Source organism: Myxococcales bacterium (genome assembly GCA_016720545.1).
GTDB lineage: Bacteria > Myxococcota_A > Polyangia > Polyangiales > Polyangiaceae > JAAFHV01.
The window spans coordinates 967,672-984,996 of sequence record JADKKK010000001.1; the positions used below are offsets into that span (position 1 = coordinate 967,672).

General features: G+C 69.6%; 9 protein-coding genes and 1 pseudogene. 9 read left to right on the forward strand and 1 reads right to left on the reverse strand.

The window, feature by feature from the left end; translation table 11 throughout:
- Nucleotides 1-3 precede the first annotated feature (3 nt).
- The 9 genes and pseudogenes from IPQ09_03995 (at nt 4) to IPQ09_04035 (ending at nt 15,927) form a co-directional block, all read left to right on the forward strand.
- Nucleotides 4-1,707: a radical SAM protein gene (locus IPQ09_03995; GenBank protein MBL0193383.1), complete on the forward strand. Its 1,704-nt coding sequence runs from the start codon at nt 4-6 to the stop codon at nt 1,705-1,707.
- On the forward strand, nt 1,704-4,277 hold the full coding sequence (locus tag IPQ09_04000; protein ID MBL0193384.1) for an MMPL family transporter: 2,574 nt from the start codon (nt 1,704-1,706) through the stop codon (nt 4,275-4,277). Before IPQ09_03995 ends, IPQ09_04000 begins: the two co-directional genes overlap by 4 nt.
- Nucleotides 4,274-5,451, forward strand: a pseudogene (locus tag IPQ09_04005) (acyltransferase). The gene IPQ09_04000 and the pseudogene IPQ09_04005 overlap by 4 nt, the downstream one beginning before the upstream one ends.
- Nucleotides 5,452-6,378: 927 nt before the next feature.
- Nucleotides 6,379-6,840 (forward strand): hypothetical protein, encoded by a 462-nt coding sequence (locus tag IPQ09_04010; GenBank protein ID MBL0193385.1) that lies wholly within the window; start codon nt 6,379-6,381, stop codon nt 6,838-6,840.
- A 48-nt stretch (nt 6,841-6,888) separates the two neighbouring features.
- Nucleotides 6,889-9,723: an SBBP repeat-containing protein gene (locus IPQ09_04015; GenBank protein MBL0193386.1), complete on the forward strand. Its 2,835-nt coding sequence runs from the start codon at nt 6,889-6,891 to the stop codon at nt 9,721-9,723.
- Nucleotides 9,724-10,574: 851 nt separating this feature from the next.
- Nucleotides 10,575-10,961, forward strand: a complete 387-nt coding sequence (locus tag IPQ09_04020; protein ID MBL0193387.1) for a hypothetical protein — start codon at nt 10,575-10,577, stop codon at nt 10,959-10,961.
- Nucleotides 10,958-13,402 carry a VCBS repeat-containing protein gene (locus IPQ09_04025; GenBank protein MBL0193388.1) on the forward strand — a complete coding sequence of 815 codons (2,445 nt, stop codon included), beginning with the start codon at nt 10,958-10,960 and terminating at the stop codon, nt 13,400-13,402. The genes IPQ09_04020 and IPQ09_04025 overlap by 4 nt, the downstream gene beginning before the upstream one ends.
- 148 nt (nt 13,403-13,550) lie before the next feature.
- A complete protein-coding gene (locus IPQ09_04030; protein ID MBL0193389.1) occupies nt 13,551-14,780 on the forward strand; it encodes a hypothetical protein in 1,230 nt (409 codons plus the stop codon).
- A gap of 502 nt (nt 14,781-15,282) precedes the next feature.
- The gene (locus IPQ09_04035; protein MBL0193390.1) at nt 15,283-15,927 is read left to right on the forward strand and encodes a hypothetical protein; all 645 of its coding nucleotides are present in this window, start codon (nt 15,283-15,285) and stop codon (nt 15,925-15,927) included.
- A gap of 656 nt (nt 15,928-16,583) precedes the next feature.
- On the opposite strand, the gene IPQ09_04040 is transcribed toward IPQ09_04035, so the two are convergent.
- The gene (locus IPQ09_04040) at nt 16,584-16,781 is read right to left on the reverse strand and encodes a hypothetical protein (protein MBL0193391.1); all 198 of its coding nucleotides are present in this window, start codon (nt 16,779-16,781) and stop codon (nt 16,584-16,586) included.
- Nucleotides 16,782-17,325: the final 544 nt, after the last annotated feature.

Genomic DNA, 17,325 nt, shown 5'->3' on the forward strand with positions numbered 1-17,325 from the left:
ACCATGACCAAGACCTTGACGAACTACGATCCCGCAGAGCCCCTTCGCATATTGCTCATGCGCTCGGGCGGGCACTTCGCCAGCACGGATTTCCCCGACGCGCCGATGGTCGGCCCTCCGAAGAGCCTCCTGTACCTCGCGGGCGTCTTCGCGGACGATCCGGGCGTGCGCGTGCGAATGCTCGACGTCCTGGCCCACCCGGACTTCGAGCAGATCGCGCGCGACCGGGAGAACCCACCCTTCTACTTCGGTATGAGCGAGCCGGACGTCGCCAAGAGGCTCGCGGCCGAGCGACCCCACGTGGTCGGCATCACCTCGACCGCCAACTACTACTTCGAGGACACGATACGGCTCATCGCGCTCGTGCGCGCGATCTGTCCTGACGCGCTCATCCTGCTCGGCGGCCCAGACGCGACGAACGACACCGCCCGCTACTTCGAGCGAGCCCCCGCGCTCGACGCGATCGTCCTCCGCGAGGGCGAGCGCACTTTCCGTCACCTCATCACGGCGCTCCGCGAGGGACGCGACTGGAGCGACGTGCGCGCGATCGTGCGGCGCGAAGGCGACGGGCTGGTGCGCACCGACGGCGAACCCTTCGCCGTCGAGCTGGACGAGTTCCGCTGCGACTACTCCATCGCCGATCTCGAGCGCTATTTCGAGCTCGCGCGCCGGGGCTACCCCTCGCGCCTCGGCATCCAGTACCCGGGCTCGCACCGCTCGATCGACCTCGTCACGAGCCGAGGGTGTGTCTACCGCTGCACGTTCTGCTGCATCTACCTGCACATGGGCCGGCGCTTCCGCGTGCACAGCGTGCAGCGCGTGCTGGACGAGATGCGGGCCCTCGTCGAGACCCACGGCGTCCGCAATTTTCACTTCGAGGACGACGATCTGCTCGGCGATCTGCCTCGCTTCAAGGAGATCTTGCGCGGCATCATCGAGGCCGGCTGGGACATCACGTGGGACACGCCGAACGGCGTCCGCGCCGACCGCATCGACGAGGAGCTCATGAACCTGTGCCGGCGCTCGGGCTGCGCCTACCTCATCTTCGGCATCGAGAGCGGGAGCGCCCGCGTGCGCGACAAGCTCATTCGAAAAGATATGAGCCTCGAGGACGTGGAGCGCGCCTGCCGCCTCTGCTTCGAGTACGAAATCGACAGTCTCGGTTATTACATGTTCGGCATTCCTGGAGAGACCCAGGCGGAGATGCGAGAGACGTACGACTTCGCGTTCCGCTTGTTCCGGGAGTACAACTGCACACCCGTATTCCAGATCTGGCGACCCTACCGGAACACGCCACTCGAGAAGAAGGTGCGTGACACGGCGCGCATCAGCGCTCCGAAGATTTACACGGTCGCGCGGAGCCACGGCCTCCCGTACGCGCTCTTCTATAGCCTCGTGTACCAGGACGACGAGGTCACTCTCGACTTCCTGGCGAAGCACTTCGACGACTACATCCACGACGCGCTCAAGGTCGCGATCCTCAACTGGCTGCGCATCACCAGCCGTCGCCCGGCGAGCTTCCTCGAGACCGTGGCGAGCCTCGCGCGGATCGTCGCTGGCAGCGTGCGGACCCCGATCCCGGCGCGGACCATGCTTCAGGGATACCTCCACAGCGTGGGCCTCACGCCCTTCGCGCAGATGCGCGGGCTCGGGCGCGAGCCGCTTCGAGTCGTGCGCGACCGGCCACGCGCCGGGGTCAAGTCGTGAAGGGCGGAGACGTCCCTCGCCGTCGGCTCGCGCAGGTGCTCTCGCGGCTCTCGCGGCTCGTGGAGCTCCCGGAGCGGAGGCCCTCCGTCATGCTCGTCATTGGCACGGTGGTCCTGGCCGTGGCGCTCGCCATGGCCTCGAAGCTCCGAGTCGTGGCGGGCCTCGAAGATCTGCTGCCGCGAGGGCGGGCGTCGGTCGTCGAGCTCGAGCGCGTCCGCGAGCGGGTCCCGGCTGTCTCGTCGCTCACGATCGTGCTCGAGGGCGCCGAGCCCGGAGCGGTGAAGGAGGCCGAGAGGGACATCACGACCGCCGTCTCGGCGATGGGTCTCCCCTGGGTGGGGAGCGTCGAGTCTGGCATGGGCGACGCGGTCGCTTTTCTCGAGCCGCGCGCGGGCCTCTACGTTGCGAGCGACAAGCTCGAGTCTCTCGCCGCCGATCTCGAGCGACGCGTGGACTGGGAGGTCCAGCGGACAGCGGGGCTCCTGCTCGACGAGAGGACCGAGGAGCCCCCGCCCATCACGGCCGAGAACGTGCGCAAGCGCCTCGGCCTCGCCACGTCGACCGCACCGCACCCACGAGCGACCTACGGCTCGACCGACGGCCGCACCGCTGTGCTGGTGGTGCACACGGCCGTGCTGAACAGTGACTTCGCTGCGTCTCAGGAGGCCGTCCGGCGCGTCCGCGCGGCCGTCGAGACGCTCCACCTCGAGCGGCGGTCCGGATCGCTCCGCTTCGGGCTGAGCGGCGGCCTCGTCTCGGCCGCGAGGGCGCAGGCGACCATCGAGGCCGATCTGGTGAACGTGGGGGCGATCGGCACACTCGCCATCCTGGGCGTCGTGTTCCTCTACTACCTGCGCCTCCGCATGGTCGCGTGTCTCGTCGTGGCCGTGGCCGTCGGCGTGGCGATCACGTTCGGCGCGGCGCGCCCACTCGTCGGCGAGCTCAACACCGCGACTGGATTCCTCATGACGATCGTCGCGGGGAATGGCATCAATCCGGGGATCATCTACCTCGCGCGCTACCTCGAGGCGCGGCGGGCGGGCGTCCCGCACCCCGCCGCGCTGAGCGAGGCGCGGCGCGAGACGTGGCTCCCGACCCTGGGCGCTTCTGGCGCGGCGGCGCTCGCGTACGGCGCGCTCGTCGTGAGCGAATTCCGCGGCTTCCGGGACTTCGGGCTGCTCGGGAGCTTCGGCATGGTCTGCTGCTGGCTCTGCACGTTCGCATTTCTTCCGCCCATGCTGACTCTGGCCGAGAGCATCGCCCCGCTGCGGGCGTCGCGCGAAGAGGCCCGAGGGTGGCTCGGCCGCGCGACGAGCCAGGGCCTCCGCTTCGGCGTCCCGTTCGCGTGGCTCGCCGCCCGACGCCCGCGCCTGCTCGCGGTGCTCGGCCTGCTCCTCGCGGTCGTCGCCGCTGCGACCACCCTGCGGCACGCGTCGGGCGGAGCGATGGAGCACGAGCTACGTCGGGTATACGACAGCGCGACCCCGGACCCGGAGACGCTGCGCCTCGCGGCGCTCTCCGAGGACGCCTCGGCCGACGTGAGCGTCGACGGGATGGCCATCCTCGTGGACCGCACCGAGCAGGTGCCGTGGCTCGTCGCCGCGCTCACCGCGCGACGCGACGCAGCGCCCGGCGATGCCAAGCCGTTCGCCGCGATCCACACACTCCAGGATTTCGTCCCTCGCGATCAAGAGAAGACGATCCCGCTCCTGCTCGAGATCAAGGAGCATGTCCTTCGCGCGAGGGCGCGCGGGTTCGTGTCGGACACGGACTTCGTCGAGATCTCTCGCTACCTGCCGCCCGACGACGTGCGCCCCTTCGCGCTCGCCGATCTCCCCGCGAGCGTGGCGCGGCCCTTCACGGAGCGCGACGGCACGCGCGGCCGGATCGTCTACCTCACGCCGACCACTCCCGAGCTCGTGCATGACGCGCGGTACCTCGCGCGGTGGGCCGACTCGTTCCGCCGCACCGAGCTGCCCGACGGGAGCGTGGTGCTCGGCTCGGGCCGCGCGGTCGTTCACGCCGACATCTGGGCGGCGGTCGCGAGCGACGTCCCCAAGGCGACCGCGCTCGCGCTCCTCGTCACGCTCGGCGTCATCGCCCTCGTCTTCCGAAGGCCCGCCGCGATCGCGCTCGTCGCCGCGACGCTCCTCGTCGGCGTCGCGTGGATGACCGGGCTCCTGTCCGCGCTCGGCGTGCGGCTCAACGTGCTGAACTTCATCGCTCTCCCCATCACCTTCGGCGTGGGGGCCGACTACGCGGTGAACGTGATGCAGCGCTCCCTCCGCGACGGGCCCGGCCGCGCGCTCGGGGCGGTCCGCGAGACGGGTGGGGCGGTCGTCCTGTGCAGCCTGACGACCATCCTCGGCTATCTGGCGCTGGCGGGCTCGACGAGCGCGGGCGTGAGGAGCCTCGGCTTCGCCGCGGTGACGGGGGAGGTGACCTGCCTCCTCGCGGCCATGCTCGTCCTCCCGTGTGTCCTCTTGTGGCGCGACGGCTCTCGGACGAGCCCGGGCCCCTCGCCGTCGCCGGCGGCGCGAAGAGACCTCACCGCGGAGTCGCCCCCATGACGGACACCACCCCACCCGACCTGCCACCGACGCCACCGTATCTCGGCGCGCTCACGCCGCTCCGTGGGATCGCGGCTGTGACGATGGTGGCCTATCACTTCAACATGTTCGTCATGCCGGTGATCGACCCCGCGGTCACTCGCCTTCACCAACATGGGTATCTGCTGGTCGATTTCTTCTTCATCTTGAGCGGGTTCATCCTGAGCCACGTCTACGGCGGCTGGTTCGAGGTGGGCGCGCCGAGGGAGCGCCTCCGCCGCTAGATGCGGGCGGCTTCGCGCGTGTCTACCCGCTGCACCTCACGACGTTGCTCTGGGTCGTGGGAATCTACCTGCTCGTCGTCGTCGTGTACGCGGCGAAGCTTCCACCGGGGGCTCGATCCGTCTTCGACCCATGGGCCATCCCACTTCACTTGCTGATGCTCCACGGCCTCAGCACCGCCCCGGGCGGGACGTGGAACACGCCCTCGTGGTCGGTCGGGACCGAGTGGCTCGTCTATTTGGCGTTCCCGTTCTTGACGGTGGCGTTTCGCAGGCTCGCCACATGGGGCAAGCTCGGGCTGCTCGTCGGGGTGTTTGGTGCCTACGCGTACCTGACGACCCCGCTGTCGACCGATCCGCCGATTCGCCCTTGGCTCCCGAACGTCCCGTACACCATCGCGGAGATCTCCTTCCCGAACAGCTCCGTTCGCTGCTTTGCGGGCTTCGTGTTGGGCATGGTCACGCACTTCGCTTTCTCCCGCGGATGGGGGCTTCGCTGGCTCGCTCGCGACTCTGCGGTCCTCGCGCTCGTCGGCGGGCTGCTCGCGGGCTGTCACCTTCACGTTCCGGACATGGTGACCGTGTGGCTCCTCCCCCTGCTGATCCTCGGGGCCTGTCACAACCGGGGGCGGACGGCCCGCGCGCTGGGGACCGCGCCGCTCCGGTCCCTGGGCGAGTGGTCCTATTCAATCTACATGGTCCACATGCCCATCATTTTCTCGTTCCTTGGCGCGCAGCTCATCGCGGAAGGCGCCAGGGAGGATGCGGCGAAGCCGATCACCTACGGTCTGGTGGGCCCGGCGAGCGCGCTCGCGTTCGTCGTCCTCGTCGTCCTCGTGTCCGCGCTGACGTATCGCGTCATCGAGGCGCCAGCGCGCCGCTATTTGTCCCCAAGTGGTCGGGCTCCGCGATGACCCCGCCGCGTGAGGACCGGGGAGCTCGACCCGGGGAGGCGGAAGATGCGGCAGGTGACAATACTGCGTCTCGGGCCGAGCCCCGCGCGGAACTGACGGGTTTCCGCGATGGCGGGATTCACCGAAACGTGCACACACTGCGCCGTGGCCTGGGGCTCGGCCCTGGACTGCACGGAGGGGCCCCATGAGACATCGTATCCGCGTGGCGTGTTGGTTTGGCGCGAGCGCTGCTGTCGCCGCGTTCGCGGCGTGCTCGGGGACGACGGAGCCCGCGGTGGCGCCCGACGCGGCCACGGCGCCGGCGCCGACTCCACCGCCAGCCCCGCCGCCGACGGCCTCGACCTCTCCCACGACGCCCCCAGCCGACGCCGGTGACTCCGCGGCCCCGCGCGACGCGACCACGGACGCCACGGCGCTCGACGCCACGGATGGCGCGCTAGGGGTGGACGCGATGGACGCCGCCGATGGGTACGACGGGGCGCCTTTGCCGGGATCGGTCACGACGGTCGCAGATATCCCGGGGCTGACGGACTTCGACTTTGTTGGGGACCATTTGGTTTATCGGACGCCCGGCTTCAAGCACTGCACGCTACCGACGTGTGCCGACGAGACGCCGATACCCGGTGCCGGGGCGGACTGGTCGGTGGGGGACGACGAGCGGGTACACTACATTGGGAGCTCCTCGGGCTCATGGCCGGGGCCATGGCTCGAGTGGTCTCGAGTGTCCGTGCTCTTCGATAACTCGGGAGGTACCGTTCGCACCCTGCACCACACGAGCCTAGCATGTGGCCGTGGTTGCCTCGGACGTCCCTACAGCAACGTCAGAGCGTACCACGGTGGCTCGGTCGGCGTGGCGACGATTGAATGGGGGGTCGAAGGCCGGCCGTTAGGATATGTCTTCGACTTCGACGCTCCGCACCGGACGGGGTGGCGCGAGCCACGGGGCTGGTTCACTCGAACGTCGGGGGCGCGACGTACACGTATCCCCCGACCGGTCCCAGCGTGCCAGCGAGCTTCACGGGTGTCTCCGCCCCCGTCCCCGCCACGCCGCCCACCCTCGTCGCCATCAGCGCCGCCGGGCCCACCGTGCCCCATCCCACGGTCGTGGTCCTCCGCGACGGCAACGTGGAGGCCTGCCCGCTCGCCACTCCCTGTCTCGCCTGGCTGAACCTCGGGCCACTCGGCACGATCCTGAACCTCGACGACCGACACCTCTACATCGGCACCCCCACCGGACTCTCGCGGTGTGCCCTCTTCGAGATCGGGACCGCGGGCACCTGCACGCTCGTGCCCCACGGGCCCGTGGAGGCCGTGGAGGAGCCGCTCTATCTCACGACGACCCACGCCTGGTACCGCAGCGGCACCCAGGTGCGGCGGGTGCTCAAGTAGGGAGTCGTGGACGTGCCCAGACGAACCTCGGCCGAGGAGGCCCACTCGATGAAGTCACCCGCCCATCCCACGCCCCGCGGCGATTCGCTGCTCCTCCGCGTATTCCCCGTGGTGCTCGCCGCGCTGGTGCTGTCGCTCTTGTCTCCTCGCTCGGTGGCGCGCGCGCCGGCGCCCTCGCCGCTCGCGTCGGGTCACGCGGCAGGCGTGAGCGGGGCAGCCGCGCCGCCGGCAAAGTGGGGACACCTGCCCATGCGCTTTGAAGAGAACGCGGGCCAGGTGGACGACCAGGTCCGCTTCGTCGCGCGCGGCGGCGGCACGACGCTCTTCCTCACCGACGAGGGCGCCACGCTCACGCTGCACCCGCCGGGTGCGGCGCGCTCGGCCCAGGGCCCCGGGTCGCCGAGGCGGCTCCCCCACGAGCTCGCCCGGCCCGCGGTCGAGGCCCCGCCGCGCCCCGACACGGTGCTTCGCATGACGGTCGCCGGCGGACGGCGCGTCTCGCCTCGCGCCGAGCAGAAGCTCATCACGATCTCCAACTACTTCATCGGCAACGACCACTCCAAGTGGCGCACCGACATCCCCAACTTCGGCCGTGTGGTTTACCCCGGCGTGCTCGACGGCGTCGACCTCGTCTACCACGGCGAAGAGGGGCAGCTCGAATACGACTTCGTGGTCGCGCCCGGCGCCGACTCGGGCGCGATCGCCTTGGACGTCGCGGGCGCGCAGGAGCTCTCGCTCACCGACGTGGGCGACCTGGCGATTCGCACCGAACACGGGGTGCTCGTGCAGCCCCGGCCCAGGGTGTACCAGCGCGGGAGGCGAGGGGAGACCGAGGAGATCGCCGCGGGGTATCGGCTGATCGGGGAGCGTGGGGTCGGGTTCGTGGTGGCCGCGTATGACCGCCGGCGGGAGCTCGTGATCGACCCGGTGCTGGAGTATTCGTCCGGCTTTGGCCCACGCGTCTACATGGATGGCGGGGTCGCCGTGGATGGATCGCGAAGCGCGTACGTGGTGGGCTGTAGTGACAGAGGCGGACTCGCGACGGGGAGCCCCAAGAGCACGTTCGTGGCGAAGCTCACACCCTCTGGAGATGCGCTCATCTATGGAACGTACTTTGGAGGAGCTTCGGGCGGGGATTGCGCGACGGACCTCGCGACAGACGCAACCGGCAGCGCCTATTTCACCGGAAGAGCCACGTCGACGGACCTGCCGCTTCAAGCTCCGATCCAGCCGACCAAGGCCTCCACGACCCCGTTCGGCGGGGACGCCTTTGTCGCCAAACTCTCTCCATTAGGAAACGCGCTCGTTTACTCGACCTACCTCGGCGGAACAGGCGAGGATTACGCCACTGGAATCGCGGTAGACCCGGCCGGCGCAGCGTACGTCACCGGGACGACTGGCTCGACGAACTTTCCAACCCAGAATGCGTTTCAAGCGGCGAGCGCCGGAGGGGATGACATTTTTCTTGCGAAGCTGTCGCCAGCGGGAGGCTCCCTGGTGTTCTCCACCTATCTCGGCGGCAGCGGTGGGGATTCGGGCGCGAGTGTAGCCGTCGATCGACTCGGGAGTGCCTACGTGGTTGGCGCGACGACGTCTCCGAATTTCCCGACGCAGTTCGCTCTCCAGGCGGCGAACGCGGGGGGGCCCGCAGGTCTCGACACGGATGCGTTCGTGACCAAGTTCTCCGCTGCGGGAACCGCGCTCGTCTATTCTACGTATTTGGGCGGGACCGGCTTCGACGGGACCACGAGCGTTGCGGTCGACGCCGCGGGAAGCGCGCACGTGGCGGGGAGCACGGGCTCCACGGATTTCCCTACGCGGAACGCGCTGCAGGCAGTCTACGGTGGACCTCCACCGACTCCGTCGACGAGCGAAGGCGACGCGTTCGTCGCCAAGCTCACTCCGACCGGCGGCGCACTCGTCTACTCCACGTACTTCGGCGGCTCCCAGGGAGACTACGGCGGGGGCATCGCGATCGATAATGCAGGCAACGCCTACCTCTCAGGGGGCACGAGGTCGAGCGACCTTCCCACCATCAACGCGTTTGCAGTGTTCGCTGGTCGTCTGCCAGGGTCGGACGCCTTCGTGGCGAAGTTGACACCGACAGGCGCGTCGCTCCTCTATTCCACTTACGTAGGCATCTCAGGGTGGGGTGGTTGGAATATCGCTGTCGACTCCGCGGGGTCCGCCTATCTCGTCGGAGGGACGACCCAGCTCCCTCCCTTGTTTTCCTTCTTGGCCCCCTTCGACCCCAGGGGTGCAGGGGAGATCTCCGAGTTCGGCGTGGGCTTCATCGCGAAGCTCTCGGTCCCCTCCCCCACCCTCACGCCGCCCACGTCTGCGGTCGCGCCCGGTGGCACCGTCACCTTCGCCGCCACCGACGGCACCGGGCCGACCTACACCTTCGCCTTCGAGACCAACGCCTCGGGCGGCACGCTCGACCCCGTCACCGGTGTCTACGTCGCGGGGCCCACCGGGGGCGTGACCGACGTCGTCGTGGTCGTCGACTCCCAGGGAGGCACCGCCACCGCGTCGGTCACGGTGTCCTCGCCGGTCGCGGACGCCGGACCCGACGCGACGATCGTGGACGCGAGCGCGGACGCGGCTCCCGTGCTCGATGCGGGCGACGCGGCCGCAAAGGACGCGAGCCCGACGGCCGACGCGAGCTCCCCTGTGCCGAGCCCCGCCCCGAGTGGTGACGCCTCGGCGGCCGTGATCCCCACGGGGGACTCGTTCGGGGGCGGCGGCTGCGGGTGCCGCACGTCGGGGGCTCCTGCCTCGGGCGGCGCGGCAGGGCTCGGCGTCCTCGGGGTTCTGGCCCTCGTGGCGCGCAGACGCTCGCGGCTCGAGCAAGATTCACGAAGCGACAAGAGGCACTCATGAAACAGCGAATTCGCGTGGCATGTCTGGTGGGCGCGTTCGTGGCGGTCGCGGCCTTCGCGGCCTGCTCGGGGTCCACGGAGCCGAGCGCGGAGCCCGACGCGGCAACGGCGCCGGCACCGACCTCACCGCCGACGGGCTCCACGCCTGCGCCTGCGCCCCTTGCTGAGGCCGGGGACTCCGCGGCCCCGCGCGACGCGGCGACGCACGACGCGGCGTTCGATGCCCCGGATGGCGCGCTCATGGCGGACGCGATGGACGCGGCCGACGGGTACGACGGGGCGCCGCCGCCGGGGTCGGCGGAGACCGTGGCGGACATTCCGGGGCTGACAGACTTCGATTTTGTCGGGGACCACCTTGTGTATCGCAGCCCCACCTTTATGCACTGCACTGCCCCCGACTGTACAGATTCGGCTCCTCTCCTCGATTCGGTTCCTCTCCGCGACGGGCTCCTTCACACCGTCGGTGGTTCGGCATGGGCTCTGGGGGACGACGAGAGATTACACTGGGTGGCTAGCTATTACGGCTCCGGCGGGTTCCCAGGCTCCTCGTTTTTGGATCACGTGTCGATGCGATTCGACTCGTCGGCAATACTCCAAGCCACCTTCTCCTCGAACTCATACTACTCGAGCATCGGCCTTGCGGGCTACCATGCGGGCCAGATCGGCGTAGCAATAAGCTGGTCCACGGTGAGGTGCGGCCAGTTTGGTACCGAGGGCTGTACAAGCTTCTGGGTCGACTACGGCGGAGCTGTCAACACTGCGCGTGTTGATAGAGTGAGAGGAATTTACCACACGAACGTGGGGGGCGCGGTTGCCTACTATATTCCAGTGGGCGGGTCCTCAGGGACTCCCGTGGCCCCAACGTTCGCGGGTGTCTCCGCCCCGGTCCCCGCGACGCCCCCCACCCTCGTGGCCGTGAGCGCCGCCGGGCCCACCGTGCCCCATCCCACGGTAGTCGTCCTCCGTGACGGCAACGTCGAGGCCTGCCCCCTCGCGACTCCCTGTCTCGCCTGGCTGAACCTCGGCGCGCTCGGTACGATCTTGAACCTCGACGACCGACACCTCTACATCGGCACCCCCACGGGACTCTCGCGGTGTGCCCTCTCCGAGATCGGGACCGCGGGCACCTGCACGCTCGTGCCTCACGGGCCCGTGGAGGCCGTGGAGGAGCCGCTGTACCTCACGACGACCCACGCCTGGTACCGCAGCGGCACCCAGGTGCGACGGGTGCTGAAGTGAGGACTCTTTCCCTACGTACCGCGAAGTCGCCACGACACCTCCGGATCGGGCTGCTCCTCCTCCTTGGGGGCCTCCTCGTCGCGAGCTGCGGCGACACGAGCGCGCCTGGCGGTGGTGGCGGCGGCGGCGAGCTCGACGCGAGCGGCCTGCCGGGCCTGCCAGAAGCCGGCGAGGGCCCACGCGACGCCAGCGTCGAGACAGGCAACGATGGCTCGACGGACGGCCCACGGGAAGCGGAAGCGGAGGGAGGCGACGGAGGTGCCGGAGACGCCGGGGACGCCGGAGTGGATGGCGGTCCCGTCTGCTCTACTGTCCTCGGGTTGCCCGGGCCGCCCCGTATGGGCTTTGCCTGGGGTGTCGACGTGGCGGTAGGGGATCTCGACGGGGACGGCCGCCCCGACCTTGCCGTCGCGGGCGGCTTGGACCAGGGCAACGCGGGGCAGGGTGGCACCACCGTGTTGCTGAATCGCGGCCGGGGTGCCTTCGCATCGCCGCTCTACAACCCTGCGCCCGGCGGAGCGGGCACGGTCGCCCTCGGAGACCTCGACGGGGATGGCGACCTCGACATGGTCACGACGGCCGCGACCAACCCTTACGGGACGAACCCCACGGTGAGCACATTTTTGAACGACGGCACGGGGACGTTCGGCCTCCCCGCAACCTACACGATTGGGGGTTCGGGGGGGCCGGGGCGCGTCGCGCTCGGGGACCTCAACGGCGACGGGAAGCTCGACCTGGCGGTCGCCGCGCAATCCCCCGACACCGTGAACGTGCTGTTCAACACGGGAGCTGGCGCCTTCGGCCCCAAGACCGCCTACGCCACGGCGCCAGGCCCGCGCGGCACTGCCCTAGGCGACTTTGATGGGGATGGCGACGTAGATATCGCCGTGGCCGCGAGGGACGCGGCGAGTGTGCTCTTGAACAACGGGCGCGGGATCTTGGCACCCAGGGTTGACTACGCGACGCCCCCCAATTCGAGGGTGATCAAGGCTGCGGATGTCAACGGCGACAGCAAGATCGACCTCGTCGTCCGGAGCGACACCTCGGTCAGCGTGCTCATGAATGCACCTGGGGGATTCGCGCCGGCGGTCGCCTACCCGACGGGCGCTGCGTCCCTTGAATCCGGCCTCGGAGTGGCGGACCTCAACGGCGACGGAAAGGCCGACCTCGCCATGCAGGGTGGCCTGATGATGAACAACGGCGATGGCACGTTTGCGCCCCAGATCGCCTACGACATCTTCTACGGAGTGGGTGTAGGGGACTTCGACGGCGATGGGCGGCTCGACGTCACCGACGGAGTCCAGGTGTTCTGGAATAACCCCGGAGCCACCTTCGCCACGACCGCGAGCCGCTATCGCGCGAGGGGGGACTATTCGGCGGCGAACACGCCCACCGTCGTCGCCATGGAAGACCTCGATGGTGACGGCGACTCCGACCTCGCCGTGGCGGACCTGGGATTCGTGCCGGAGGGGCACTCGGCGTACATCACGCTGAACAACGGCGACGGCACGTACGCGCCCATGGTCTCGCTGGAGGTGGGATACGGTCCGAGGTCGATTGCAGCGGGAGACGTCGACGGGGATGGCGACGTGGACCTCGTCTCGGTGAGGGAGGAGTACGGCAACTCCAACGTGACCATACTTGTGAACAACGGCACCGGGACCTTCGCTGACGGAGTCGACTACCGCATCGATGTCGCGTTCGTGGGGGGCTCAATCGCGATGGGGGACCTCAACGGCGACGGGAGACCTGACCTCGCGATCTCGGTGGGTAGCGGCGTGAACGTGCTCATGAACAACGGCAACGGCACCTTCGCAGCCAAGGTCGACTACGCGGCTCCCCCGGGCACGATCGCGCTGCGGGACCTGAACGGAGACCGCAAGCCCGACATGGCCGTGGCGGGAGCCGGCGGAGTGACGGTCTTTCTGAATTCCGGTACGGGCACGTTCGGAGCCCCGCTCGTGTACGCGACGACTCGCACGCGCGTCGAGGGCGCCCCCGGCACGTTCCTCGCTGTTGGCGACGTGGACGGCGACGGTGACCTCGACCTCGCGGCCTCCGGCAACGACGGTGCCGACGTGCTGCTCAACTACGGCGCCGGCACGTTTGCGCCGTATGTTCACTATGCGCTACCAGGCGTCGAGTCCGCCGTCGGGCTGGGTGATCTCGACGGTGACGGGCGTCCGGAGCTCGCCGTCGAGTCGCTGTCGGGGCTCACCGTCCTACGCAACAACGGCGACGGAACCTTCGGACGCGAGGAACTCTATGAAACGGGAGGCGGTCCAACCGCGATCGCGATGAGCGACCTCGACCGCGACGGGAAGCTCGACGTCGTCACGGTCGGCTACCGGCGGCGCCTGTCGTATCCCCCGGGCGCCCCCTCACGGACCTCGAGCGTCAGCGTGCTGCTCAACTCGGGCCTGATCTGCCGGTGGCGATGAGCTCGCCCGACCAACCTCGTGAGACGCGCACGGCCGAGGAGGCCCACTCGATGGCATTTCACCCGGTCGGCTCAACCACTCCCATCCCAGGCTGCCAGCTCGCCGCGCTCGCGGCCCGGGCGAGATTCACGAACGGAAAGGGGCACTCATGAAGCATCGTATTCGCGTGGCATGTCTCGTGGGCGCGGGTGTGGCGGTCGCGGCCTTCGCGGCCTGCTCGGGAACCACGGAGCCCACCGCGGAGGCCGACGCGGCTGCGACGCCGGCACCTTCGGCGATCCCGAGCCCAAGCACGTCCACGACGGCGCCACCGCTGAACGACGCGGGCGACTCGGGGGTGCTGCGCGACGCGGTCGTCGACTCGGAGGGGCGGGACGTCAGCGATGCGGCGGATGGGGCGGATGGGTACGACGGAGCGCCGCTGCCCGGATCGGTGGAGACCGTGGTGGACATTCCTGGGCTCACCGACTTTGACTTCGTCAGCAGTCATTTCGTCTATCGACGCGGCGGACCCGCGCCGGACTTCACGCATTGCACGCTTCCGGCGTGTGCGGACAAGCTCTCTCTCGACGGGACCTGGTACGACATCGACAGGTCCAGCGGCGTCGGCGGATGGGCAGTCGGAGACGACGCCAGGCTTCACTATCCGACTGACGTCAAGCCCAGTGCGGCGTTGCCGACGAGCTACAGAACTTTCTCGATCCTCTTCGACAACACCGACCCCGTCTTCACGGAGGTCGCCACGAACATCTACGACACGCGCATTGCGCACCACGGGGGAGCGATCGGCATCAGCATTTTCAACTTAAGCTCGTTCTGCGGCGCGATCGGACCAAACCCGATATGGTGCAGCCGATCTATCTACGAGCCCGACGGCAGCGCCAACTCGGGGCGGGTCGCGCGAGCGGCAGGCCCCTACCACACCAACACCGGCGGTGCAGTCGCGCATTACACTCCGGTCTCCCGTCCGACCGCGCCTCCCGCACCGCTGGCTCCGGCGACCTTCGATGGTGTCGCCGCCCCCGTCCCCGCCACAGGCCCGACCCTCGTCGCCGTGAGCGCCGCCGGCCCCACCGTCCCTCACCCCACCGTAGTCGTCCTCCGCGACGGCAACGTCGAGGCCTGCCCGCTCGCCACACCCTGCCTCGCCTGGCTGAACCTCGGCGCGCTCGGCACGATCTTGAACCTCGACGACCGACACCTCTACATCGGCACCCCCACCGGGCTCTCGCGGTGTGCCCTCGCCGAGATAGGGACGGCGGGCACCTGCACGCTGGTGCCGCACGGGCCCGCGGAGGCCGTCGAGGAGCCGCTGTACCTCACGACGACCCACGCCTGGTACCGCAGCGGCACCCAGGTGCGACGGGTGCTGAAGTAGGGATTCGCGACGCCACGACTCGACTCCGGTCCGGGCGTGGAGGCCTCGATGAAGACCCACGAAGCGTCCCGCCTGTTCTCCGCGTCGCCCGGGCGGCTCGGGCTCCTCGCCCTCGTGGGCGGGCTCCTCCTCGCGACCCGCTGCCTCAGGACGGTGTCGGGGAGGACGTGATCGCACGGGTGAGCTCCCGCACGACGTAGCGCGGGAGGTCCTTGCCGCGCTCTTCGCGGACGGGAACGAGAGCATGCCGGCGGCGACCGAGAGGGCCGCTCGCGGACGAGCCACTTCGCGCCGGAGACAGACGACCACCGGGGTGCCGGGAGGATCGACGCGGCCATGTTCGCGCAGCGTGTGCGGGCGTGCGCACATGGGCAACGGCTTGCACGCGCGACCTGCGCACACGCGGGGCTCCGCGTGGCTCGCCCCCCAAAAGACCCATGGCACGCCTGCTGCTTTAGCGCATCACGGCGTCTCGGTGTCTCCCGAGGCTCAGGAGAACACCATGACGTGCATGCCACTCGCGCGACGAAACGGCTCTTTTGGTGCGGCGCGAGCCCTTCCGCTCGTCGCGTGGCTCCTCGGGTGTGGCGAGGTCGACCCCGAAGCCGCGGCCCGACCGGAGCTCGGGACCTCGCGCGCGGACGCCTCCGCGGACGCCGCGAGCCCGGTCCCCGTCGACGCCGGCCTGGGTCCCTCGATGAACGGGACCCTCATCACGGTCCGGACGACCTCCGCCTACAGGTCGACCTTCCCGGTGTGGGCCGCCGTCCAGGACGGCGACGGAGCGTGGGTGCGTGTGCCACAGCCGGGCGCCACGTTCGCCTTCGGTGTGACCGGAGTGCGCTACGGCGTCGCAGCGGCGTGCGCGGAAGGTCAGCTTCAGGTCCGCTACTCGACGCCCGACGTGACCACCGTGGACGTGTGCAATTCGGGCGGCAGCGGCTCGAGTCTCCCCGGGTATTTCCTGCGGGGCCAGATCCGCAACGCGGACGGTGCGGGTTGGCTCTCCTATACGGGGTCACGCAGCACCGGCCAGGTGCTCCCTGGCGGCACCGGAGTGAAGTCGTTCGAGCTGTGGACCGACTACAAAGACCTGGTCTTCGGCCTGATGGCCTCCCAGCACGAGCCGCTACCCGCGTCGTGGTGAAGCGGGGCCTGCCCGCTCACGGAGACCCTCGGGTCGAACCCACCGGTGAACCTGGACTTCGCCGTCGAAGGGAGGCCGGTCACCTTCGCTCGCTCGCGGTGACTGGACTCTCCGACGTTCCTCGTCGGGCGACGTCACGTGGTCAGGGGAGGGAGGAGCCCGTTCCGCGTCCAGACTTCGGAGCAGGCCGCACGATGACCGACACCTACGCGAGAGATCGATTCGTCGCAGTTCCGCGGGGCCGACGCGTACGTCCTCAGCGTGTCCGCGGCCAGGAACGGGAGGAGCGATCAAGGGGCCTCTTACTCGGCGGGACGGTTCTGCATTACGGGTCGACCTCACGCTCGACATGACGTTTCCTGGCCCGTCGCGTCGGTCGCAGGCTCGGCGCCCTATGGCGGGCGCAGCTCAGTTTCCCGACTTCCGAACGCGTACGCCTACGCGCTCTACGCCTACTCGGCGTCCAAGAAGACGCAGTGGAACGTCAGCGTCGCGCGAAGCTACTTTCCGCCCGGCAGGCCCTACCAGGTCACGATGCCCGATCTCTCCGGCGTCCCCGGGTGGAGCACCGCCTGGGGCTTCCGCCGGGGCCGATCGCCGTGGAAGGCACGATGCGCGAGCGAAGTGGGCTGAGCGACGGAACCCAGGAACGCGACCTACGACCGCGGACACTCGGTGACGCCATGAGGCCGCCGCGATGCGCAGCTGCCGCCCGATGGCGGACGGTCGACGCCGCCCACGTAGCGAATCAGCGGATGATTCGGCGGGAGGTCGACCATCCCGTCCGCGGCGGCCGCGCTCGGCAGCACGTCTCCGCTGAAGGCCCAGGCGTCGGGGTGGACGCCGAGCACCACGGGCGCCCGCTCGCGGAACTCGCGCGGGCGTGGGGTCTTCGGACGGCGGGTCGCCAGCGCTGCACGCGGTGAGAGACAACCGCGGACCAGAGCAGGTTGCGCGTCTCATGTTCGGAGTCTCCTCGGGGCGGGCCAGGGGGTCGACGCCTCGCCTGCGCGGGAGAGCAACCCGTTGCATCGGGCGGAGCGCGAAGGTGGGCCCGCGCGGTCCGCCAGGGCAGCCAGACGCCCCGCGCCGCGCGCGCATGGGCGCATGTGCTGCACGGCGCGCGGCCATGCGTGCACCGAGCTGCACACGGGCGGCGCGACCTGCGGTGGCGCTGGTGACAGGCACCCCCGCCGGTCAGCGGCGGCCTGGAGGCGAGCGCAGGGGGCATGGGAATTGCTCATGACGTGGATGAAGGGACCTCAGGCACCACGCCTCCGCCGTCCCACAAGGGCCCCGCATGCGCCTCGCCACCTCGATTGTGCTTCGCCGTGTTCTCCACCTTCGCCGCGAGCGCGGGGCGGAAGAGACCCCCGCGCCGACCCCCGCGCGCCATCC